A 22,261-nucleotide genomic window follows, 5' to 3' on the forward strand; every position below is an offset into this window, starting at 1 on the left:
CTTAGACCAATTTAAAAGAGCTTGCCTTTCCTGGGCTGTAGTGGCTGCATTCAAGGTTCTAACATGAAACCCATTTGAATGGCATCGTCGAACAAAATCCTCGTAATAATGCCCAGTAGTTTCAATACCCACTACTACCTCTTTAAGTTTGTATTTTTCCTTCTCCGAATGAATAACCTTTTTAAGGTATTCAAAACCCGTCATAGACGCATCAAACTCAAAAGGTTTTACTAAAATATCCCCATAAAACGTACCAATTAGTGCTTTTTGTGTGAATTTCGCTGCATCAATCGCCACCATCAACAAATTTTCAGTCCCTGTCTCTCGTACAAACTCTGCCCATCGACTTCCATTTCTACCTTGAATATGGTTAAATAATGAATATGCCATCGTTTTCAACTCCTTGGTGGGGGTAGTAAAATTAGAAGTTCTGTGATAGGTACTTCCATTTTATATTGAAAACGGTGGCCTTTTTCAATTTATTTGACCTATTTTCTATACTAGTCCCCCGACGCGTTAATGCTTTAGCATACCGGGGGACTGACCAGTAAATTCACTAAAAATGGAATAAAGGGGTTCTACTTAAGTTCGGCCTTTTTTTTAAAATATTTACTCTTGACTTAATTCCCATTATACGCTGACCCTTGAGCATGTAATGCCAAAGTAGAATAATTCTATTTTGTAAATTATTTATTAAGAGGTTACCGCCAAACGCTTCTTCATCTCTTCCTGTATTCGCTGCTCAATCCTCGCTACTTCCTTCTGCGGGTGTTTCCACCAGTTCCGACTCCAGACCCTCTCAATCGTCCAGCCCTGTTTTTCCAAGAACCGTTGACGGGTGACATCCCTCTCTCGTGCGGTTTTGGAACTATGGTACATCGCCCCGTCACACTCGATACCCATCAAATAAGAATTAGGGTTATTCGGATCCACCACTCCTAAGTCAATCCGATAAGAAGACTCACCCACCTGAGTTATCAAGCGATACCCCTTCTCTGAGAGGGAGTTGTAGACTTCCTCCTCAAAGATGCTATCAAACTTCAACCTTTGACTATCCTGACTCATTTTATAATCCTTGTTCATCCGAGCTAGTACGGACTTCGCTCCTTGGAGATTCCCTTGTGAAATCTCATGGGCATACTCCAAATACCGCTTAAAGAAATAAACACCGTCATTTTGTTCATCTCCTGCCATTTCCGAGGGATAGAGGGAGGCGACAATACGCATTCCTTGTTTGGCACGAGTAATTGCCACGTTTAAACGATTCTCTCCACCATCATAATTAATCAAGCCAAATCGCCCCGAGGTATTCCCTTTAATATCCCTTGCATAGGTGACGGAGAAAATAATGATATCACGTTCATCACCTTGAATATTTTCAATGTTGCGGACGATCAAAGTTTTCTCCAAGTCTCCTCCCATCACTTGGTTATAAACCATCCCAAACTCAGGATCTTCCTGTGCCCTTTTGGCAATCAACCGCTCTATGAGGTTCTGTTGGTGTCCATTCATTGCCACAACACCTAAGGACAAGTTCAGATCTCCATGGAGGTAATGGTCCACAATAAGTTCGACGACTTTCTTTGCTTCTGACAGGTTTGAATTGTTTGCCCATTCCCCATTCTCCACATGAAACCATTGGATAGCAGGCGGATTTTGCGTGGGGAGGACATTTGGTGCCACTTGAATGTTCTTGTAGAAGGCGTGGTTCGAGAAATTAATGAGCTCCTCATACTTTGAACGGTAATGCCATTCTAACGGTTTTCTCTTAAAGTTTCGCTTCGCCAAATCCAACAAGGAATCAGCCATTTGGATGTCTTCATAATAGTCCTCGTCGTCCTCATCCATCTCATAGATTTTCATACCAATCATCGTTGGTTTGAGTTGTTTTTCATCCCCTGCCACGATGATGCGACGTCCTCGATACAATGCCGGTATTCCATATTCTGCTGGACATTGACTCGCTTCATCAAAGATAACAAGGTCAAACATCTCTTTTACTAACGGAAAGATGGAACTCGCAACCGAAGGAGACACCAACCAGACGGGCATGACTTTAGCCAATATATCCGGATACTCTTGTAGCAATTTGCGAATCGGCCATGTTTTGTTCTTCAATCCGCTACGATAGGCGATATCGCTCCTCTCCTTTTCAGGGATTTCAGCGACTTCTTGTTGGAGCTTCAACTTAAGGTAAGCAGCGGCGACCTCTTGTTTTCGTTTTAATAGGGAGCCGTATTGTTGACGCTGAATCTCATATTCTTCTTCAGAAACATCTTTGACCCTTGGATTACCCTCTTCAGCTAGGTGGATCCAATAGTCAAGGTAAGCTTGTTCAACTTGTTCATACCACAATGGTCCTTGTGATTGTTCCTTCGTCGGAGGGAGGACCTGCATACAATTCTCGAAGATCAGGCGCTCCGTTGGAGAGAGGGACATTTCTTCACGATCCATTTGTTTCATATCGTCCCAATCTGATAGCAATGACTCTCGTAATCCTTCCAGCCAATCACGTAGAGATTCTCCCTGTTTCCAACGTTGAAGTTGATCTTGGAGATGGTCTTCAGGAAAAATGGCGCTTAACCCTTGAATGTGGTGTTCAACCTGCTCACGTGTTCCCCGCCATACCCCAAGGTTAGAAAATTGTTCTAACAATTTGTCCCATTCGAGTTCAGAACTCCCACCTAACCGTTCCACAACGTCATGATACTTTTTGACCCAACGATTCCAAAACCATTTTGCGAACCACTTTCGATCCATTGCTCGGCGGAGGAGCCTTTGGCCTTGGTCGAAACCTTGTCCATTCCTTACTAAATAACTTAAGGGCAATCCCCAAATTTCAAACTGCTTTCGTCCTTGTGCTTCCTGTTCTTCCTTGGCCAAAAGGGAACCTAAGGCATCAAGCCACTTATTACGCTGCTCAAGATTCCATTCCGCCATACACTTTCGTTTCGACCACGGATGCTCTCTATGGCGATAGCGCATGGCATAGCGGCCAAGACGTTCTAACTTTCCCTTAAGTTTGTCAAGTTCATGAATCTTCATATCATATCCTTGTGAGGGCGGGCGAAATATTGATTCCCGTCCTCTATACTTCAAGGCTCGATCGTACATCCGAAACAAGGAAAGGCCGTTGGATTGTGATTCCCACAAAGTATTTGCAATGCCTTTAATATACGTCGTTTTTGCTGCAATTTGTTGAGAGCAATGAATGTACTCCTGTTTGACTTGCTCATATCCTGCTTCAGGCTGACCTTGTACATTCTTAACGATTTTTTCATAGAGTGACTTACGATCATCTTTATCGTTATGGACCAACGCTACAAATTCCTCTAACCCGACCTCCTGCAACCGTTGCATTACGACAGTCAGTGCTGCTTTTTTTTCAGCAACCAACAGTACGGGTTTGCCAACTCGGAGGGTGTCGGCAATCAAATTGACTATCACCTGAGACTTCCCTGAACCCGGTGGCCCATCGACAACGAGTCCTCTTTCAAAGCGTGCAGACAAAATCACTTCCTCTTGCGACGAATCGGAATCGAGTAAAAACAAATGCTCCTCTTCGTTCCCATCATCGACATTCAATACCTTTTTTTCGTCCGTCTCTCCGAGTTCCAATGTCATTTCATTTAATAGTGCTGCCACTAACTCGGCTTTCTCGCCCTGCTCAACCTCTTTAATTAACGCTTGATAGTCTTTTGAAATCCCCTTTTTCCCTTGGCTAAACTTTCCAAGAATCGCATGGGGGACAAGGGTGAGCGGAGTCTTAACTTGATCCCATGTAAACTTCTTTCCTGAATCCCCTTCGGCGACCGCGTCCTTTAACAGCTTCACATTGTCTTCTAACGAGACAAGTAACAAATCTTCTTTCGGTTGTGGGGAGTGAAGTGGTATACCCCAATCCCATAATGTTTTTAGGTAAGAATCTAGATCATAGGAATCTTTCAACGGGAGCGCTTGCTCCAATTGACTTTCGGTAATCTTAATTTCGTTGGCTTGTTGGATAGCCAGCATTAACGCTCGGTTCCAAATCACTTCCCCGTCTTCTTCAAAGGAAAGAAACCAATCTCCGTCTTTCTTACTCAACTCAACGGGATAAAATAGAAGTGGACCATGAATAAACGTACCATCATGTAGTGTTCCCGAAAGAAATGGGAAACCCACAAACAAATCTCTTTCTCCCGTCTCCATATGGCGAGTATTCCATTCTTTATATAGATCTTTTAATTTATTGGTCCATCTTGTTTCTTTCATCAAAGGACTCTTCGATTCAGTGACTTTTAAGCCATTGGTTTGTCGGTGACGAATGATATGGTCAAGTAACTCAAAGATGCTTACTCTCCCTTTGGGCATCGTGGATAAATCAATATAAGATTTATTAAATTGGATGAAACGGATGCTTTTATTGTCTTTACCAAGGTCATTTAATTTATCTTGGTATTGTTTAAGTTTGGATACAAGTTGCATACAAATCACCTGTCTAAGTTGTTTTGATGTCAGGTTTCAGTATATCCCAAACATAAACAATGTAGACCACTGGACCTTGACAGTTTTCCCGTTCTTTCCACAGATAAAGAACGAGATTCTCCATTCTGTCAAATTTCCCAAAATCCGAAAAAAGGGTTATAGCCCCAGCGCGCTAAAGCGATAGCACCTCGGTGGTCTAAATATAAATTTATTTTCCATTCTTCAAGAATGGTAAAGTTTATTTCTCCTTTTCTAATCCCTTCAAACCTTCTCTTTATTTCTAGCTCTGCATTTGTACCGACCTTTTTCCTCTACAATTATAAACCCATACTTTGGTTCTACCATGAAACTCATAGAGTTTTTAGTGTTGGTTGTGATCTTTTCTTTTAATACTTCTGCATTCAGGCGCTTTTCACGAAATGCTGATTCCTTCATGGCAATTTCAGTCGTATGACCATAACTTAGGAATACTTTTGTAAATCTGAGCCCTAGCTGTTGTGATCCTTTCACATGGTTAAGTGAAAACCAGATGCAGGTTTCCTTTTTGTATGATTTTGTTGGAAAGAGCCAGATGTCTAATGATGCATCTATTTTAATTGGATACATCCGACGATTTTCACCAAGCAGCTGAGTGGAGCTATAGAGTGCTCCCTTAAAGCTTGACCCGTAGCTTATGAGTGATTTGTCAATGAGCTGGACTGGTGACATCGGTACCAAAAATTCGTCGTCTTTATCTATCACGTGTGTCAATAATTCGCCGTTTTCGTTACGTACTCCGTAAAACAACACAGTTTTTTCATTAATCAAGTAATCATACTTTAAGTTCATTAGTATACCTTCTTTCATAATAGTTTATAATTCTTGTAATCTTACATCTTTGATTTTTTTACGAATAAGGGTATACTAACTTAGTTGGTATACCCAACATCCGAAAACTCATGGGCGCTGTCGGGCAGGACTTAGACGCCTATGGGTTTTTTATATTTTTATTCACATATTCCTCACCCCCTTTGGTGATCCAGCCACGCGGCTAGTTTTTCTATATTGCTTTTGTCATTCGCTAAATAATAGTAGCCTCCCCTCACTGTACCTTTAAAATTTTCCCATATTGGATTATCCCGCTTCCAATTTACTTTACTTAACTGCTCCATCCGGTTTACTAGGAATTGCTGTCGTTCTTCAAATGTGCATTTTTCCATTCCTTTATTTACATAAAAGGCAATGGCCAAAAGTAAGGGAAAATTGGCGAGCATCGATTCCTCAAAATCACCGATTCGCTCTGGAGGGTACTGCAGAAACAATTCATCGAACCAAATAGTAATTAGTTTGATATAGTCATTGGCTTCAAGATGTGCTTCGTAGCGATCATCTACCGCACGATGAATCATTTTACCTGTTAGAAAAATAGCCACAATCTGCCGCAGATGCGATAGAGACAGCAACTTCTTATTCGTTGGTCTAACAATTGCCCTTTTCTCAATCTCCACGCCGGCGATATTTAGTTGTTTGTTGTTTTTCAAAATGGCATTGGTGATTTTATTCAATTCTTTTCTGGAGTCGAAGGCAATCCGCTTTGATAATGCTACCTTTTTCCCTTTTGTATTCAGGTCAATAAATAGCTGATCTGCCTCTTCTTTTGTTAATCCTTCAAATAACTGTACGGCAACTTCTGATTTTTGAACAAAATGAAGCAGTTTATATCCTATTTTCATATGTTCATTATTTTCACTCTTTACTGCTCTGCTTCCCATGTCTTCAATTTGACAAAATGCTTTTAATCGTTGGTTCCCATCAATAATGAACAGTTCAAAAGGCTTGTCAGGACCTAGATTATCGGTTGCCGCAACGATTGGTGGAAAGTATATCTGCTCTGTTAAAACGTTTTCAAGAATATATTTTTTAATCGCTCTGACATGCAGTTTGTTAACTTCTCGTAATTTCACTTGCCCGTTTTGGATTAAGGTTGTCAGTTCTTGAATGGTGTAGGTTGCCATCGATTGCCGCTTGGAAAATACGTTGTTAACGATCAAGTAGACCCAATCCTTTCTTTATCGATAATAGCCTTAAATTGCCATGCTGTTCTTTGAATAGAAGTCGTTGACGAATGATGCTTAATTCTTCTCGATGCGGGATCGTAAAGATGAGCAAAGAGCGGGTCATCATGTTTCCACGTACAATATTTTTTTATTCTTCTAAGCTGTATGATTGCTTCTTGATGTGAAATGGAGTAATTCTTGGTGAGATGAAAAACTGTATAGGCTAAGGCAACTTGAATTCCAGTTAGGCCGGACACGAATTTACGGCGATTGGCCATTTGCTTTGGGAATAATTCCTGCCAAGATTCAAAGAATGATTGTGAAATAGCGATTACCTCATCCGGATGATAATCTCCAAAATTCGGATCTCCTTTTTTTACAGTTAAGTTGCCTTCAAACAAGGCAAGTAAGCATTTTTTCATGATGGTTAGTGAAGTAACGGCGGAGTTATAGTTTGTAAGTCGAGATAATTCTTGTTCAATTTCAAATTCCGACCGCAGTCGTTTGGCTACCTTTCTTGTTAATTCTGTATATACATCTCGGTGGTCATATTGCATGATTAAACCAATATGTGCTTCTTTTCGCTCAGTATTGATATCGGTGAAAAGCTGCCTCTCTTCTTGCTGCGTTAAGTCTAAATACACCTGCATCGCAACTGGATACTCTTTCAATTTGTCAATGTAGACTTGTATCTTGTTTGCTTCTTTATAATTACCGGTTTCTTCTGCTGTCTCTTTTTGTGATTTTAAATGGCTTAATGCTGACGCCATAGCGGAACTTCGATGTTGGCCATCCAGGATGTAAAGCTTTGTGCCGGGCTCTAAGGCCCAACCTAGTTCAGTTTTTATAAATCCCTCCCTCGCTGAAAAGATAAATGGTGAAAAATAAAAATCCTTGCCTTTTAATGATTTTAAAATAAACTCTCTAATTTCCGATCTTCGCTGCGGATCTAATTTACGCTGAACTTCGGGATCAACTTCAAATAGCGCTTCTAAAGTTGAAAAACGTAATTGCGTCGCCAATACCTTTTTTCCAAACTGATTATAGCCGTTTCCTTCAATAATTGTTCTAAAGTCAAGATTCGACAATCTTCATCACCCCTCCCGATAATATTATATTTATATCTAACAACAATTGTAAATTGGAATTTTCCTATGTTCGTTTTGCGAACTTAACACTTGATGTTGTTCTTATGTGCAGGTTTTAGCGGAACCTTGACAAATTTCCTAATTATAGTAAAATATTGATTTTATTTTGTTATAAGCTGTTTTTTCTCAATTATTCTTAAATTATCTAAATTAAATGTTTTTTTATCTGCTTAGAATGCCGCCAATAATTATTATTTTAATTGTGACAGTTTGTTCACTGTTTTTTCAATATTTAGTCACTATTTGCTTTGTGACTTACTAAATCATTTTTTTGTACCAAAAAAAATAGTGGCATTGAATTAGCTGCCACTACTTAAATCCCTCGATTATTTTCAATGATTGCCTTTTCTACTGGTTTTCTAAGACTACTAATTAAGTACATATTCCACGTCGGGGGTCTGACTCTATAGCCGCTAGACCCGCCGGATTTATACGTGCTGAGTGTCAGCTCTCCCTCTTAAAATACATCGCTATAGCTGGAAAAATAGTGAATTCCTTCCTCATGTCACGAAATGAAATCACATCATTTCCTCTAGAGAGCTGGTAATCTAGCGTATATTCGTGACAATTCAGTGGGGTTTGCTGAAATGTTTTGATATAGAATTGAATTGCTTCATGCTCGTTTGCTGCAAAAATAAAGACAAATTCCTTCGGGTTCATCTTCAGTGAGTAGATGCAAATCTTATGAAAACCTAACACATTGGTTTGAATCATTTCCGCTACTTTCTGATGATCTGCTTGATCAAAGTCTAATTTGGATATGTTATCATCTAATGAAATTTTCTGCTCTGTTAGTAAATGGTGGATGTAATGGGCCAATGAGGATTCTTCAAAACGGATAGAATCCAAGTAAAGTTCTTCCACAAACATGTGATTACACCTCGATATTAGATTTTTTTATCAGCCGCGGCTTCGTTATTAAAGGTCTAATTGAAGGTTATACATATGCAAAATTCTTTTCCTTTTGGTCCTCAATCGTCCCTGTATGCTCGTTGTAATTCACGGCGATGGTTCCAACTGGACCATTTCGGTTTTTCGAGACAATGATTTCAAGGGAATGGTCCTCAGAGTCCTTGTCGTAATAGGCTTCACGATACAAGAAAAAAATGACATCGGCATCCTGTTCTACGCTTCCAGATTCCCTAATATCAGACATCATTGGCCTTTTATTGGCACGTGATTCCACCGACCGATTAAGCTGCGCCAAACAAATGACCGGGCAATCAAAATCCTTCGCCATCGTTTTGAGTGATCTGGATATTTCCGTTACTTGTAAATGGGAATTCCCTCCGTAAAATTCGCTTGATCGGATCAGTGTTAAGTAATCGATAAAAATAATCGGCTTCTTGTATGGAAATTGACTTATCAGCTTTCTCGTTTTCGCTCTTATTTCGGCAATCGTTTGTCCGGCCCCATCAAAAATTTGCAGATGGGTTTCAGAGAGGTCACCAATTACATCCGACCACTTATTCTTTTGATTTTGAGTTAGCATTTTTTTCGGATCCCGCATTTTGGCGCGGTTAAAGCCTCCTGTCGATGCCATTAATCGGGAGGTAATCAACTTTTCAGGCATTTCTAAGGAAAATACAAGTGGCAGAAACCCTGCCCAACCCGACATTTTTGCAAAATGAAGCATCACGTCGGTTTTTCCCATCGATGGTCTTGCCGCTAGGATCGTCACTTCTCCGCCCTGAAATCCCCCCGTCACTTCATCGAGCTCTTTTATACCCGTTGTTGCACTTTTCTGGCGTATAGAATCCTCCCAGGGTGCCTCATAGATATCTGCCAATGCTTGTTGTAAGGGCGTGTGATCATCCATTTTCATTTGGTTTATTTTATCCAATTCGGCAATGACTTTCGCAATCTCCCAATCATTCATGGCAGCAACCGTTAAGATATTTCTCTTTTGCCGTTCCTTCCACAAATCAAGAATGAGCCTCTCTATTCCATCAAACTTCTCAGGATCCGCAAACGATAACAGTTCAGCAAGGTACGACATTCCCCCCAATGACTCGAGGTCGGGTAAGGTTGACAATGTGATCAAATCGATATTCCTGCCAGCTCGTGTTAAATCCAGCATTCTTCTCATGACTTCTTTATTCCGTGTACTTTCCAGTTGCTCAGGTTGAATCACGGTATCCTTGAGTAGGTACTCCGCCTTCATCAAGCTTCCTAATAACGCTTTTTCAGCTACACTCATCACTCTTCACCTGCCGTAAGATCGAGTTCAAATCTCCTTGGAATATCCCTTCCAGCTTGAAACAATTCGGTTGATTGTCTATACTTTGGTACTGACTTTTGATTCTCATGATACGTATTAATTTCTTCTACGGTTAATAACGATTCATTTTCCCAGTTCTTTAGTATCCCAACGACATAGCTAAGCCTTCGCTTGTTATTAGCACATGCAATCTTCATCGCTTTTAAAATCGCATCTTTCGGCTGTAAAAAACTAGAATCATCCAACCAAGCTAACAGCTGCTGTTTAGCATTTAGGTTCGATAAACCAAATCCATTGTAGTCCCAGAACTCAACAATTTCTTTCACATCATTTTGATTACTCTGTAATGGATTCTTGATCTCTGGATTGAACTCACAAGTTGGATGGAAAGCATTTTGTTCTTGTTGTTGTTTTTCTTTTTCTTTTTCTTTTTCATTTTCTTCTTCTTTTTGTCCCCCTTTCGTTTCACGATGCGTCAACGTATCGTCATGCCCTCCACATTCAGATTCTAAATATGTATTTTTTGCTTCTTTGCCGCTCACTTCGTTACCGTAAATCATATCTTCTTGTTTACAAAACGATTCAAATAGGCTGCGAATTTCCTGCTTTTGAATGGCTTCCGAAACATATTGAATAAGTGAGAGATCCTCGACATCCTTTAACTCAGAAAAAATACAATCCATCATTGGTTTCCCGCCTCTTTCTAGGTTGTGCTTCCCCCAATTTTTCATCGCCAGCTCTCTCGTTTCCGGATTGTAACGGATCAACTTGTGATGCAATATGAATCGTTCCATTAACGAATGAACACTCTCAATCGAATAGCCCAAATCAAAAGCCATTTGTTTTTTGGTAATTTTGTAGATTCCAATTTGAGTAGTTTGCGGATTTGTAAGCAAATATAGGTAAAAATACTTATCCTCCGGGGTCATCTCTTCTGAAACAATAGGATTCTTCCAAAAATCAGTTCGTACCATTCTAAACTTTGCCATCTTCAACCACTGTCCTTTCTTATAATAAAATTTTCTCCATTACTTATTTATAGTTAAATGAAGAAAATGGTCATATGTTTTTCAATAGAAATTTAATATTTTATGACACCTTTTCATCACCTTGTCCTTTGCAAGGGCAATATGAAAAAAGCCCGGCTCTCAGTACTATTACGATATCGAGATTGGCGGGGTAAAGCGAATCTCCGTTTTTCATTTTTGAAGGTATTTTTAGAGCAAAACGTCAAAAAACGCCTTCAAAAATGATTTTTGAAGGCGTTTTTTGCAATTTGAGGTGATTTTTAGGCTTTTTTGAGTGAGGAGTCGAAAAAAGCGTAGACCCCCGGCGAGTCAAAGCTATAATGCACCTGTAGACTTTTTTACATTTTTATAATTGTTTATAACTATTTTGAAAATCAAAAGGTATTTTTGATTGTTTTAATTCGAATGGGACCCTTTGTTGAAGAGCGATTAATCTATTTTCTAATGATTTTTTTTTGTTTCTTTTTCGATTATCTAAAATTTTTTTGGCGTTTTTTATTCTACGATCAGCCTTGCTGAGCCATTCTTTTTCAATTTCTCTACTCAACTTTTTTCCCTCCAAATAAGCTAATAACTATTTTACTAGAATTAAAATTTGATTTTCTCCTGTACGTTTCAATACAAAATAGCTTTTATCTGAAGTAGTGGCGATCCCCTCATCATTTGCCCAACAATAACCATGGGTTTTACAAGTACCATCTATCACGTACAAGAATTTGCCCAATTAGACCCACCGCCACCCATTCGGGTCTGTTTATTCTAGGTTGATATTCCCTGTTCGATACCCAATTCGGATTTAACATAGGCTGAAGTTCATTTATCTCAGGCATTATCGTGTTGCCATCCTCGTCTATTTCCGCTGGGATGGTTACTTCGTTAAGGCAGTGGTTTAGATTCCCCATTATTCCTTCAGCAGAATCTTCCATTCGTTCAATTCTAACTCCCGTGATCCTTCGACCAAGAAAAAGTACCAGGCACCTTCCAGATTACTGGCTGGTGCCTGGCACTTTTTCTTTTTAAATTTCTTCCACCTCGTTCATTCCCCCTAATACATTTGCTTCTAGAGATGCATCGGAACGACTCAACTTACGCTTCATGGGGAAGTAATAAAGAGCAGCCGGTAAGAAAAGCCCTACAGCCCAGGCTAAGTCTGCCCCATCAAGCAGATTGGCAATTGGGCCCACATAAAATGAAGCGTTTACAAATGGGATTTCAGCAACGATGGATGCAACAAATGCAAACGATGCGATCCAGTTGACCTTACCATATTTGCCGTTAAGGTCAAAGATGTCTTTGACGCTGTATTCGCCTGAACGCAAGACATAATAATCCACTAGGTTAATAGATGTCCATGGGATTAAGAAATAGCTCATAAAGAATATAAAGTTTAAGAAAAAGTCTAAGAAATTCCCTTGCCCAAGTATACATAACCCTGTGGCAACTATTGTGATCACAAGCAGAAAGGCAAAGCGAACCTTTGGCGTAACTCTGAATTTAAAAAACGGTTCAATAGTTGTAATGGAAGACATAAATGCGCCGTACAGGTTAAACACGTTGATTGCCAACTGGCCAAAGATAATCAAGACAAACATGATAATAGCAAAGCTTCCAAATAGACTGGCTAAATTTCCACCGGTATTGTCAGCGAAATTGGGGATTGCAATAGTTAAGACAGCTCCTAAAGCCATCATCCATACCGCGCCAATCACTGTGCCCGAATAGCTATACCAAAAGGTTTGTTTTGGTGGTGTATTGGTAGGAAGATAGCGGGAATAGTCGGCCACATAGGGGGCATAAGATAATTGCCACGTTACAGCGATACTGACGGAGAGCAGAAACGCCGATAAGTTAAATTCAGTAGGCACCCATTGCTCGGCAGGTACCGGTAATAGAAATACGATAACCGTCATGATTAAAAATAGCACCAATGAAGCCGCTGAGAACCACTTTTGTACTTTATGGATTAAGTCGTATCCATATAAAGCGACAACAAAACAGATCGCCCCAATAAAGATAATGTTCCACGTTTGGCCAATCGGAAGAATATCGCCAATCGTTTGGGCAGCCAGCAAAGTATTGCTTGCAAAAAAGCCAAGGTAGATAAACATGACGAGAAATAAAGGAATAATCGCCCCAATGACCCCGAATTGCGCCCTGCTCTGAATCATTTGCGGGATTCCCAGCCTTGGTCCCTGCACAGAATGGGATGCCATGAAAATAGCACCAATAAGGGCGCCGATAATAATCGCAACGATACTCCAGAAGAGGTTAAGTCCCAACATAATTGGCAATGCCCCAGACACAAGGGTTGTAATATTCATATTCGCCCCAAACCAGATTGGAAATAAATCTCTCGCCTCCCCGTGTCTTTCATTCTCTGGAACATATTCAATACTCCGCGTTTCAACCTTCACATACATTCCCCCATTTGATTTTTTCTGAAAAAATCTAGATCCCTACTTTAGGTGATAGCTTGGCAAAAATCCCACGCACATCTTCCGGTGAGAATTGCAGTTCGTCCGGCCCAGAAGATTCCCAAACGTGATAGTCTTCACCGATTATTCTCTTCGTCATTTGCTTGGCGTCATAAACTTTTAGATCATATATCCAGTTAGCCATCATTAATATAGAAGCCATGTGAGCACCTTCGGTTGTGGTTCCACACATATCTTTGACAAGATTCACTTGATAATCGCGATAATAGGCATCTAAAACGGTGGCTAATACACAGCAATCAGTCAGAACGCCGCCAACAATCAAATGTTTCACATTTAAACTTTTCAGCATTAAATCAAGGCTGGATTCGTAAAAACCGCTGTAGCGATATTTATCCACCACGATGTCGGTTTTCCCGGGTCTTAGTTCGTCGATAATTTCAACGTTTTCCGTTTCGGCATGATAATAGATCGGTGCACCGAGTTCATTAACCGGTTCTTTATTCGCAAGTCCGATTCCATCTGCCCTGCCAATATGGCGCGTATAAATAATCGGGATTCCCTTTTCACGGCAGGTGCGGATGAGAAGCTCGGCGTTTTGAACCACTTCACGCATCCCCACAACATCCGATGTACCACTTTCCTTCTGGAGATCAATCAACAACAGGGCTGTTTGTTTCAAATTCATTCTCTTCACTCCTTTTGAAAAATCCGAACCACTACCATGTACCATGCAAGTAATGATAGTGGTTTAGAGCCCGCTAACTTTTTACGAGAATCTTCCATTCTTTCAATTCTAACTCCCGTAATCCTTCGACCACATGAGGGTCTTTAACAGCTAAGGCGTGAGCCTCTTCAAATGAATCAGCCACATATACTACAAGCCCGCCAGATTCGTCTAAAAAAGGGCCTCTTGCAAAAATTTTCCCTTGCGCATCCAGTTCATTTAAATATTGAATATGACGGGGAAGTACTTCTTTATTTTTTTCAGTATCAATCATGTGTAAAATTGCTGCGAAATAAGCCATCAGCTATCACCTAATTCCGATTCCAAACGACGAGTTTTAATTCGGTCATTTCTTCAACAGCGTATTTAATGCCTTCCCGGCCATTTCCGCTTTCTTTTACACCGCCATATGGCATATTGTCAACGCGGAACGTCGGAATATCATTGACCATGACACCGCCAACATGCAGGGCATCGATGGCGTTCAATGCGGTATGAATATCATTTGTATAGATTCCTGCTTGCAGACCGTAACGTGAATCATTTACCTTTTGGATAGCTTCTTCAACAGAAGTTACTTTATCGACTATCACAATTGGAGCAAACACCTCTTGGCACGATACTTTCATATCCGCAGCCGCATCAACAAGGACGGTTGGCAGAAGAATATTCCCTTCGGCTTTGCCGCCTGTTGCAATCGTAGCCCCGGAGCTGGCAGCTTCATGAATCCACTCTAACGACCGTTCGACATCACCAGGCGTAATTAAGGCAGATACATTCGTTTCAGGATCAAGCGGATCGCCAATTTTTAACTTCTGCACTGCTGGAACAAATTTTTCAATAAATTCTTCATATAAGGACTCGTGAATGTAAACCCGTTGTAAGGAAATGCACACCTGACCTTGGAAGGAGAATGCACCTTCTACACAGCGCAGGATAATCTTATCAAGGTCCACACCCTGATCAATAATAACCGCCGCGTTTGATCCCAATTCCAATGTTGCCCGCTTTAGTCCAGCTTTGTTGCGGATGGCAATCCCTACCGCCGGACTTCCGGTAAATGTAATCATGCTGACTCTGTCGTCATTCACGATCTTTTCTCCCACCACACGGCCGCTGCCTGTAACGACATTGAGCGCACCGGTCGGCAATCCCGCTTGTTGAAGGAGTTCAGCAATAAAGAAGGCGGATAATGGGGTTTGCGATGCTGGTTTTAAAACAATCGTATTTCCACTGGCAATCGCCGGGCCGACTTTATGTGCCACTAGATTCATCGGAAAATTGAATGGGGTAATCGCCCCAATCACGCCAAGCGGTTCGCGTACGGTATAGGCCAGTCGATTGACTCCACCGCTTGCGGCATCTAAAGGCAAGGTGTCTCCGTGGATTCGTTTCGCCTCTTCTGCGGCAAATTTATAAGTTTCAATTGTTCTTGCCACTTCGCCCTTTGCCGCTGTAATCGGTTTAGACGCCTCTAAAGCAATAATTTCTGCTGCTTCGTCTGCCCGTTCCTTCAATAATTGCACCAAATTCTCGAGAATTTCTGCCCGTTTATAGGCAGGTAATTTGGCCATTACCCTTTTGGCACGATCAGCCGCTTCAATGGCCAAGGCCGTCTCTTGTTCCGTTGCATCAGGAATTTCGGCAAGGACTTCACCAGAATAAGGAGAGTATAATGGCTTATACGCCTTTGCTTCTGTCCACTCGCCATTAATGAGCAAATTCTTTTTTGTAATTTTTTCGACATATGTCATCCGTATACAAATCCTTCCGTCTTTAACTAAAGGTTAGAGGCCGTCTTTTCCTCAACTTTTCCGTAAAAAAATTCCTCCAGCTTTGGTCTTAGGCCGCCTGGCCCGAATTTTTTACGGGAATTCTCGTGGTCCCTTATTGACTCTAGAAAGGCTAATAACAGTCTTCTGCGTTCTAATATGTTTTTAATTCCTTGGTTATAAATCCAATTATCAATCGTGTTATAGACGCCGCGATTAATGCCGTGCTTGCCTTCACACAGCTGAATAAACGCCAGGTCCGTTAAATGGATATACTCTTCGGAACTGGGCTTAAACTCTCTTTTTAAAATTGCAGGCTGCTCGATGTGAAACACACGCTGGACGGTCTCTACATCCTTCCTGATTTGTAAAACAAGATGCTTCATCGAACTAAACAGCCTTTCTTCTCTGACAAAATGACAAACCTCTACGTCCAATTCTTCATCGTAAATCATCTGATCAAAATCAAAGATATGAACTTCATAATGAATGATCATTTCTTCTTTATTGACAGTCGGTCTGACGCCTACATTCATTAAGCCATAATAGAGCTGGTTTTGATGGGTCACGTGAACCCCGTAAACCCCTTTTGGTAATAAAACTTCCTCATGCAAGAGCAGGTTCGCCGTGGGGAAACCAATGGTGCGTCCAATTTGATTTCCGTGGATGACTTTTCCGCTGATCCTTGTTTTCGGTGTGGAATCACTTTTTTCTACGATTGAAAAATTGTGCATATCGAGCACCACCTAATACTTCTTAATTTATTGCTATTTTTGTACCTAATGTTGTTATAAATCAAAGGCAAACTCATTTTTGATGTAAATGTTCACTTCAATTCTTACATTTTCTGATTTATTTATCGGCATAACCCGTCAATGAGAGAATTATGGCGTTCAATGAGCGATTTTCGCCATTCTATGGGCGAATCTAAAAAAAGCTATATTTAAAGATGAACTTGGAGTACTTGTTTCAGACCTTTTTGCATGTGAACAATCTCATTGCTCAACTGGGAGATGCGGCTTAACACATCAGCATCGGCAATCTCATTTTTTGCATTGAAATGGTCATTCGTCACATACACAGATGCTGGTGCAACAAAAGCGCGGAAATAGCTTGCGATTGGTTTCAGCTGGTTTTCAATGACCAAGTAATGTTGATACGTGCCGCCTGTTGCAACAAAGCCCATCACTTTATTTCTAAATTCCTTAGGAGGGATTAAATCAAATAGGTTTTTCAAAGCGCCTGTAATCGACCCTTGAAAGATAGGCGTTCCGATAATGTAAAAATCAGCCGATGAAACGATATCGATGACTTTTTTCGTGTCCCCTGTATAGGTGGAAGGATCGCGTCCATCGCAGAATTGAATATCATATTCCTTTAAATCTAGTACTTCGACTTCGATTTTTGGATGGTTCTTCTTGACTTCGTCGGCCACTTTTTGGACCACTACTTTTGTTTTCGAACCAGTAATCGTACCGGAAATCGCTAATAATTTCATTTTTTAACCCCTCCTGTTTGGTAATTAGCGGATAGCGCCTCCGCTGTTTATCTCATAATAAACGGATCCGGAATTGGCTCCGACGATGTATTTACCCATACAACTTTACTTTGTGTATATTCATGGATTGCTTCGTATCCTCCTTCTCGGCCGTAGCCGCTCAAGCCCGAACCGCCGATTGGCGCGATTGGGGAGATGCTGCGATAGGTGTTGACCCAAACGATGCCCGCATTGACAGCCTTTGCGACGCGGTGCGCTTTCGCGACATCACTTACCCAGATGCCCGCTGCCAGTCCATATTTGGTACTATTGGCAAGTTGAATGACTTCTTTTTCGTCTTTAAATGGAATGACACTTAACACTGGACCAAAGATTTCTTCCTTCGTGATTCGCGCTGAATGGTCGGTATGTTCAAAAATAGTCGGTTCATAGTACCAGCCCTTTTCTAAATGTTCTGGAACTTTACCGCCGAAAACAGCCTTTCCGCCCTCTTCATGCCCGAGAGCGACGTATTGTTTTACCCGTTCTAATTGCGCCTGGGTAGCGAGTGGGCCCATCTCCGTATCATTTTTCAACGGATCGCCAATTTTAATTTGCGAGACACGGTCGACCAGTTTTTGCATGACCTTGTCATAGATATCCACGTGTAAAAATGCCCGCGAACCTGCGACACAGCTTTGACCTGATGCACCAAAAATACCGGCGATGATGCCCATTGCCGCATTATCGGGATTCGCATCTTCAAAGACGATGTTCGGTGATTTTCCGCCAAGTTCCAATGACACCTGGGCAAAATTTTCTCCAGAATTCCGCACCACATGACGGGCTGAATCCGGTCCGCCAGTAAAGGCAATACGTCTAACAAGTGGATGCTTCGTTAATGTGTCACCGACTGGCATCCCAAAGCCAGTTACAACATTGATGACGCCCGGCGGGAATCCAGCTTCATCTACAAGCTTCATCAATTCAAGCAACGACGCCGAGGTAACTTCGGATGGTTTGATAACGATTGTGTTACCTGCAACAAGCGCCGGCGCCAGCTTCAATGTCGTTAAATATAACGGAGAATTCCATGGTGTGATGGCTGCCACCACCCCAAGCGGCTCTCTCGATGTAAAGACAAACATATCCTTTTTATCAATCGGCAAGGTCTTCCCGTGGATTTTATCCGCAAGGCCTGCATAATAATAGAAGAATTCCGGCAGATAAGAGAGCTGTCCTCTCATTTCACGGATCAATTTTCCGTTATCAAGTGTTTCGAATTTTGCCAGTTCATCGACGTTCTCTGAAATTAACTCGCCTAATCGTCTGACAAGGCGCCCTCTTTCGGTGAACGTCATGTTTGCCCAGCTGGTATGCAAAAAGGCGTGATGAGCTGCTTGAACGGCACGGTCCACATCTTCCGCCGTTCCTTTTGCGACATAGCACCAAGGCTCGCCTGTAGCAGGGTTATAGCTCGGAAAATATTCGCCGTCCGTTGATTCAATCCATTCCCCATTTATATACATCTTGTATTTTTTCAATTCTGACATGCACGTACTCCCCTTTACCTCACCGCCGGCACTGCATTCTTTTTGATAAACCGATCGATTGCTTGGTTTAAAGAAATAGCGTCCTCAGCCGGTAACATGTGTTTCATGTTTGGAAAAATTAGTAGTTCTGATTGTTCGATTTGCAGATGCATGCACTTAGACATTTCCGGAGTTGACCCAACATCTTGTTCCCCTGTGATAATCAATGTTGGTAGTTTAATTGTTGAAAGCTTTGGCCACAACTCCTGGTCGGCTGTAGCAAAAAGCGTATAGGCAGCCAAATAGGAGTGAGGGTTGTTCGTTTGAAGCCGTTTACGTATTCCTTTGACGAATGATTCATTGGCTGCAAGAAAGTCAGGATTAAACCAACGCTGGATGGCTGGTTCAATGGTGGACACAGCCCCTGATTGTTTGACCTCTTCCACTCGCAACAGAATCGCTTTTCTCTGTTCTGCTGTTCGATTCGCAACCGCATTTAGAATGGTAAGGGTTTTGATTTTTTCAGGAAATTCAAGTGCAAATGCCTGTGCCACCATTCCGCCCATCGAAAAACCGACAAGATGGCATGTGTCGATTTGTAACTGCAGCAGCAGCCCGGCTAATTGCGCGACATAGTGGGAAAGCGAATAAGGACCAGGGGGATGGTCAGACCCCCCGTGCCCGAGCATATCGTAGCAAATAACCCGATACTGTTTTGATAGTCCCTTCACTTGTTTTTCCCACATGTGATGATCCAAGCCCACACCATGAATCAGAATTAATGGCTCCCCATTTCCTGTTTCTTCATAATAAATGGATCCTTGATCATACGTTGCCAGTGACATTAAACAAGCCCCATCTCTACCATATCTTGATGACGATTTCCTGTTCGTGGATGCGGACGCCCGCCTGTCGCTGCACCGATCGCTACCACAATTTCATCTGCCCTTGGTGCATCTGGAATCGATGCTTCGAATGTAAGAAAGTGGGAGCGCTGGGATTCGTCGTTTTTATGCACCATTGGAATCACCACTGCTGTTCCGGCTCCGCCGCGCTTATTCGTAAAGCTTAAGATGCTTTTTCCTTGAACCGCATCCCTGAATTTATTACCGAACTTTAATGTATGGATAAACGCAGAAGCATGTTCAACCTCACCATCGACGCCAACAACAGCAGCCTTTCCGAATGCTTCCACATCATCAGGTGAACCGATATGTTTAAATAATTCATTGACTAATACCTCACCAATTTGCGGTGCATATTCATTGATTTCCGGCATTAAATCCTCCACATATCCTCTGCCTGCCCACGGGTTTTTCATAACAAGCATAGTTGTAATCATGCGAATAGGTGTCTCTAATTCCTTCCCGCCTTCAATCCGAGTCTCTTCTACCGCTGTATATACTTTACGAATTTCTAACATTTACATTGCCCCCACTTTCACATTTGTAAATCTTGGCATAACTTCTTCCGTAAATAGTTTCAAACTCTTCATCATCTTGTCATGAGGCAGATAATTGTGGTTCACCCAAAGCAATAATTCTTGTAAATTAAGCTCATCTTTTAGTTCTTGGATTTTCTCCGCCACATAGTCCGGAGTACCAAATAATAGATTTCGAGGATGTAAGAATTCATAGTTCAACTCTTGCCCAGGTTTTACTTGTTCGCCCGGATCCATTAGGTTGCCAAGGCCTCGCCAATGACAGATCCAGCGATAGTTATTCAATACAGCCTCTGCCGCATCTTGACGGGCTTGTTCCATTGTTTCAGCAACATATACATCTCTTACTAATGCAATGCCGTCTCCCAGCTCAAGTTCATAGCCGCGCGCCTTCGATGCTTTTTCACGGTACAGCTCAAAACGCCCCTTCAATTCTTTCACGGTCGGCATCCAGAACATACCTTTAATATCATTTTCCGCTGCCCACTCGATGGAACGTGGGGAATCAATTACTTGCCATAGCGGAGGGTATGGTTTTTGAAACGTACCCGGCATAATCGAGATCTTATTAATCTCGCCTTTTTCCATATCCATGAATTCAGGAGTGGATGGACTCATCGGATGGCTCCACTTTAATCCCTTCGGCGGGAACTGATAAATGTCGCCTTCGTGGGAAAAGAACCGATTTGACCATGCTTTTCGTAAAATTTCAACCGTTTCTTCGAATAACGCCCGATTTTGTTCCTGGTTCTTCGGATCGGCCAAGGTATTTAAGTTGGCCGCTTCCCTGCCGTATAACCCGCGGGCTAACCCGACTTCTACCCGGCCTTTGCTTAGTTGATCAAGCATGGCGATATCTTCAGCGAGCCTGAGCGGATGCCAGAACGTGATAACATTGGCTGCCTGCCCGATGCGGATATTTTTTGTCCGCGCCGCAATATCTGCGCCCATTAAGATTGGGTTAGAGATTAATTCATTCCCTTCATGGCCAAAATGGTGCTCTGTGTACCAAATAGAATCATAGCCATTTTCATCACAATAGACGGCCTGCTCGCGTGCTTCATCAAGTACTTGATCGTATTCCTCGTGTCTCCCTGGGCCAGCTAGGTTTGCGAAAATTCCGAATTTCATATCACTTATTCCTCCTTAAATTGTCTCAGTTTTTTCTCTATATCCATTTTTAGCTGCTTTCCACTTGCTCTTACATGGTCACGCATGGCTTTCTCCGCTTCTTCACTGTCACCCTTTATAATTGCTGACAAGATTGTCTGATGTTCATGTAGTGATTTTTCGCGGCGAATAGGATCTTCAATCGTTATAAAAACATATCGGTTATAAGGAATTTGGTTAAGGAGCATATTCAACGTAAAGCTTAGTTTAGAATTGGCGGCTCCTTCCAGTATCGTTTCATGAAAAACACTATTTGCTTCTACATACAATTTATTATCGGAAATTTGTAAAGCCCTCTCCATGTCAGTTACTGCCTGCTGAACTTTTTTGATTTCTTCAGCCTTTCCATTTTCCGCAAACAATCCGGCTGCAAGCCCTTCCAAAACTTCCTTTAAAGTAAATAACTCATTTAGTTCAGTTTCCGTTGGTTTTGAAACACAAGTCCCTACCCTTGGTATGATTTCGACTAATCCTTCTCTTTCTAGTTGTTTTAGTGCCTCTCGAATAGGTGTCCTGCTTACTTTGAAATACTCTGATAAAACCGTTTCCGATAATTTTTGACCTGGTTCATATTTTGCCGTCACGATTGCTTCGCGAATGGCGTTTGTAACTTGAGCCGTAATGCCTAAAGTCAAGATGCTAGATATGATCATCTTCCTCCTTTCGTTTGTACCATGTACCATACAAGGTTTATAAATCGAATTATAGTTGATTAAATTTAGAGCGTCAACAGAAAGTTAAGAAAATTATAAATAGTGAATACCATTATTTTCGTTAAATAAATTCTCCCCTATTGCATCGCAAAAA

21 protein-coding genes are annotated in these 22,261 nt (G+C 41.6%); all 21 read right to left on the reverse strand.

Features of this window, described 5'->3' with window-relative positions; genetic code table 11:
• Positions 1–390 (reverse strand): IS110 family transposase (locus ACIQCO_RS23605; protein WP_483874176.1); only part of this gene is annotated, 390 nt, incomplete at its 3' end.
• Between the two features lie 303 nt (positions 391–693).
• A complete protein-coding gene (locus tag ACIQCO_RS23610) occupies positions 694–4,467 on the reverse strand; it encodes an AAA domain-containing protein (RefSeq protein ID WP_400433553.1) in 3,774 nt (1,257 codons plus the stop codon).
• Between the two features lie 261 nt (positions 4,468–4,728).
• Positions 4,729–5,295, reverse strand: a complete 567-nt coding sequence (locus ACIQCO_RS23615) for a competence protein ComK (RefSeq protein ID WP_400433556.1) — start codon at positions 5,293–5,295, stop codon at positions 4,729–4,731.
• Between the two features lie 173 nt (positions 5,296–5,468).
• Positions 5,469–6,497, reverse strand: a complete 1,029-nt coding sequence (locus ACIQCO_RS23620; RefSeq protein ID WP_400433559.1) for a DNA sulfur modification protein DndB — start codon at positions 6,495–6,497, stop codon at positions 5,469–5,471.
• Entirely contained in the window at positions 6,494–7,591 is a 1,098-nt protein-coding gene (locus ACIQCO_RS23625) for a DNA sulfur modification protein DndB (RefSeq protein ID WP_400433562.1), read from the reverse strand. Before ACIQCO_RS23625 ends, ACIQCO_RS23620 begins: the two co-directional genes overlap by 4 nt.
• 504 nt (positions 7,592–8,095) lie before the next feature.
• The gene (locus tag ACIQCO_RS23630; protein ID WP_400433565.1) at positions 8,096–8,521 is read right to left on the reverse strand and encodes a hypothetical protein; all 426 of its coding nucleotides are present in this window, start codon (positions 8,519–8,521) and stop codon (positions 8,096–8,098) included.
• 67 nt (positions 8,522–8,588) lie between these two features.
• Positions 8,589–9,851 carry a replicative DNA helicase gene (locus ACIQCO_RS23635; protein WP_400433568.1) on the reverse strand — a complete coding sequence of 421 codons (1,263 nt, stop codon included), beginning with the start codon at positions 9,849–9,851 and terminating at the stop codon, positions 8,589–8,591.
• Complete coding sequence (locus ACIQCO_RS23640; protein ID WP_400433571.1) at positions 9,851–10,861, reverse strand: DnaD domain protein; 1,011 nt, start codon at positions 10,859–10,861, stop codon at positions 9,851–9,853. The genes ACIQCO_RS23635 and ACIQCO_RS23640 overlap by 1 nt, the downstream gene beginning before the upstream one ends.
• A gap of 385 nt (positions 10,862–11,246) precedes the next feature.
• On the reverse strand, positions 11,247–11,447 hold the full coding sequence (locus ACIQCO_RS23645) for a hypothetical protein (RefSeq protein WP_400433574.1): 201 nt from the start codon (positions 11,445–11,447) through the stop codon (positions 11,247–11,249).
• 139 nt (positions 11,448–11,586) lie between these two features.
• Positions 11,587–11,826, reverse strand: coding sequence for a peptidase G2 autoproteolytic cleavage domain-containing protein (locus tag ACIQCO_RS23650; protein WP_400433577.1), 240 nt, complete (start codon positions 11,824–11,826; stop codon positions 11,587–11,589).
• Positions 11,827–11,916: 90 nt separating this feature from the next.
• Positions 11,917–13,314 carry a purine-cytosine permease family protein gene (locus tag ACIQCO_RS23655; protein ID WP_400433579.1) on the reverse strand — a complete coding sequence of 466 codons (1,398 nt, stop codon included), beginning with the start codon at positions 13,312–13,314 and terminating at the stop codon, positions 11,917–11,919.
• Positions 13,315–13,348: 34 nt separating this feature from the next.
• Positions 13,349–14,023: a cysteine hydrolase family protein gene (locus ACIQCO_RS23660; RefSeq protein ID WP_400433582.1), complete on the reverse strand. Its 675-nt coding sequence runs from the start codon at positions 14,021–14,023 to the stop codon at positions 13,349–13,351.
• Between the two features lie 73 nt (positions 14,024–14,096).
• The gene (locus ACIQCO_RS23665) at positions 14,097–14,363 is read right to left on the reverse strand and encodes a YciI family protein (RefSeq protein ID WP_400433584.1); all 267 of its coding nucleotides are present in this window, start codon (positions 14,361–14,363) and stop codon (positions 14,097–14,099) included.
• A gap of 10 nt (positions 14,364–14,373) precedes the next feature.
• Entirely contained in the window at positions 14,374–15,816 is a 1,443-nt protein-coding gene (locus tag ACIQCO_RS23670; RefSeq protein ID WP_400433586.1) for an aldehyde dehydrogenase family protein, read from the reverse strand.
• Positions 15,817–15,842: 26 nt separating this feature from the next.
• Positions 15,843–16,568: a riboflavin kinase gene (locus ACIQCO_RS23675; protein ID WP_400433590.1), complete on the reverse strand. Its 726-nt coding sequence runs from the start codon at positions 16,566–16,568 to the stop codon at positions 15,843–15,845.
• Between the two features lie 209 nt (positions 16,569–16,777).
• Positions 16,778–17,332, reverse strand: coding sequence for an NADPH-dependent FMN reductase (locus ACIQCO_RS23680; protein ID WP_400433593.1), 555 nt, complete (start codon positions 17,330–17,332; stop codon positions 16,778–16,780).
• A 47-nt stretch (positions 17,333–17,379) separates the two neighbouring features.
• Positions 17,380–18,864 carry an aldehyde dehydrogenase gene (locus ACIQCO_RS23685; RefSeq protein ID WP_400433596.1) on the reverse strand — a complete coding sequence of 495 codons (1,485 nt, stop codon included), beginning with the start codon at positions 18,862–18,864 and terminating at the stop codon, positions 17,380–17,382.
• A 14-nt stretch (positions 18,865–18,878) separates the two neighbouring features.
• Positions 18,879–19,688, reverse strand: a complete 810-nt coding sequence (locus ACIQCO_RS23690) for an alpha/beta fold hydrolase (RefSeq protein ID WP_400433599.1) — start codon at positions 19,686–19,688, stop codon at positions 18,879–18,881.
• On the reverse strand, positions 19,688–20,266 hold the full coding sequence (locus tag ACIQCO_RS23695) for an amino acid synthesis family protein (protein ID WP_024030886.1): 579 nt from the start codon (positions 20,264–20,266) through the stop codon (positions 19,688–19,690). Before ACIQCO_RS23695 ends, ACIQCO_RS23690 begins: the two co-directional genes overlap by 1 nt.
• Positions 20,267–21,415, reverse strand: coding sequence for an LLM class flavin-dependent oxidoreductase (locus tag ACIQCO_RS23700; protein ID WP_400433603.1), 1,149 nt, complete (start codon positions 21,413–21,415; stop codon positions 20,267–20,269).
• Between the two features lie 5 nt (positions 21,416–21,420).
• Positions 21,421–22,089 (reverse strand): GntR family transcriptional regulator, encoded by a 669-nt coding sequence (locus tag ACIQCO_RS23705; RefSeq protein WP_400433607.1) that lies wholly within the window; start codon positions 22,087–22,089, stop codon positions 21,421–21,423.
• Positions 22,090–22,261 lie beyond the last annotated feature (172 nt).

This window comes from Neobacillus sp. NPDC093127, from assembly GCF_044754175.1.
Taxonomy (GTDB): Bacteria; Bacillota; Bacilli; order Bacillales; family Cytobacillaceae; genus Neobacillus.

What these genes read in the sequence shown, in the direction of transcription:
- ACIQCO_RS23610 (WP_400433553.1), bottom strand. Translation starts at nt 4,467, where the DNA reads ATGCAACTTGTATCCAAACTTAAACAATACCAAGATAAATTAAATGAC.
- ACIQCO_RS23615 (WP_400433556.1), bottom strand. Translation starts at nt 5,295, where the DNA reads ATGAACTTAAAGTATGATTACTTGATTAATGAAAAAACTGTGTTGTTT.
- ACIQCO_RS23630 (WP_400433565.1), bottom strand. Translation starts at nt 8,521, where the DNA reads ATGTTTGTGGAAGAACTTTACTTGGATTCTATCCGTTTTGAAGAATCC.
- ACIQCO_RS23635 (WP_400433568.1), bottom strand. Translation starts at nt 9,851, where the DNA reads ATGAGTGTAGCTGAAAAAGCGTTATTAGGAAGCTTGATGAAGGCGGAG.
- ACIQCO_RS23640 (WP_400433571.1), bottom strand. Translation starts at nt 10,861, where the DNA reads ATGGCAAAGTTTAGAATGGTACGAACTGATTTTTGGAAGAATCCTATT.
- ACIQCO_RS23650 (WP_400433577.1), bottom strand. Translation starts at nt 11,826, where the DNA reads ATGGAAGATTCTGCTGAAGGAATAATGGGGAATCTAAACCACTGCCTT.
- ACIQCO_RS23660 (WP_400433582.1), bottom strand. Translation starts at nt 14,023, where the DNA reads ATGAATTTGAAACAAACAGCCCTGTTGTTGATTGATCTCCAGAAGGAA.
- ACIQCO_RS23665 (WP_400433584.1), bottom strand. Translation starts at nt 14,363, where the DNA reads ATGGCTTATTTCGCAGCAATTTTACACATGATTGATACTGAAAAAAAT.
- ACIQCO_RS23670 (WP_400433586.1), bottom strand. Translation starts at nt 15,816, where the DNA reads ATGACATATGTCGAAAAAATTACAAAAAAGAATTTGCTCATTAATGGC.
- ACIQCO_RS23675 (WP_400433590.1), bottom strand. Translation starts at nt 16,568, where the DNA reads ATGCACAATTTTTCAATCGTAGAAAAAAGTGATTCCACACCGAAAACA.
- ACIQCO_RS23680 (WP_400433593.1), bottom strand. Translation starts at nt 17,332, where the DNA reads ATGAAATTATTAGCGATTTCCGGTACGATTACTGGTTCGAAAACAAAA.
- ACIQCO_RS23685 (WP_400433596.1), bottom strand. Translation starts at nt 18,864, where the DNA reads ATGTCAGAATTGAAAAAATACAAGATGTATATAAATGGGGAATGGATT.
- ACIQCO_RS23690 (WP_400433599.1), bottom strand. Translation starts at nt 19,688, where the DNA reads ATGTCACTGGCAACGTATGATCAAGGATCCATTTATTATGAAGAAACA.
- ACIQCO_RS23695 (WP_024030886.1), bottom strand. Translation starts at nt 20,266, where the DNA reads ATGTTAGAAATTCGTAAAGTATATACAGCGGTAGAAGAGACTCGGATT.
- ACIQCO_RS23700 (WP_400433603.1), bottom strand. Translation starts at nt 21,415, where the DNA reads ATGAAATTCGGAATTTTCGCAAACCTAGCTGGCCCAGGGAGACACGAG.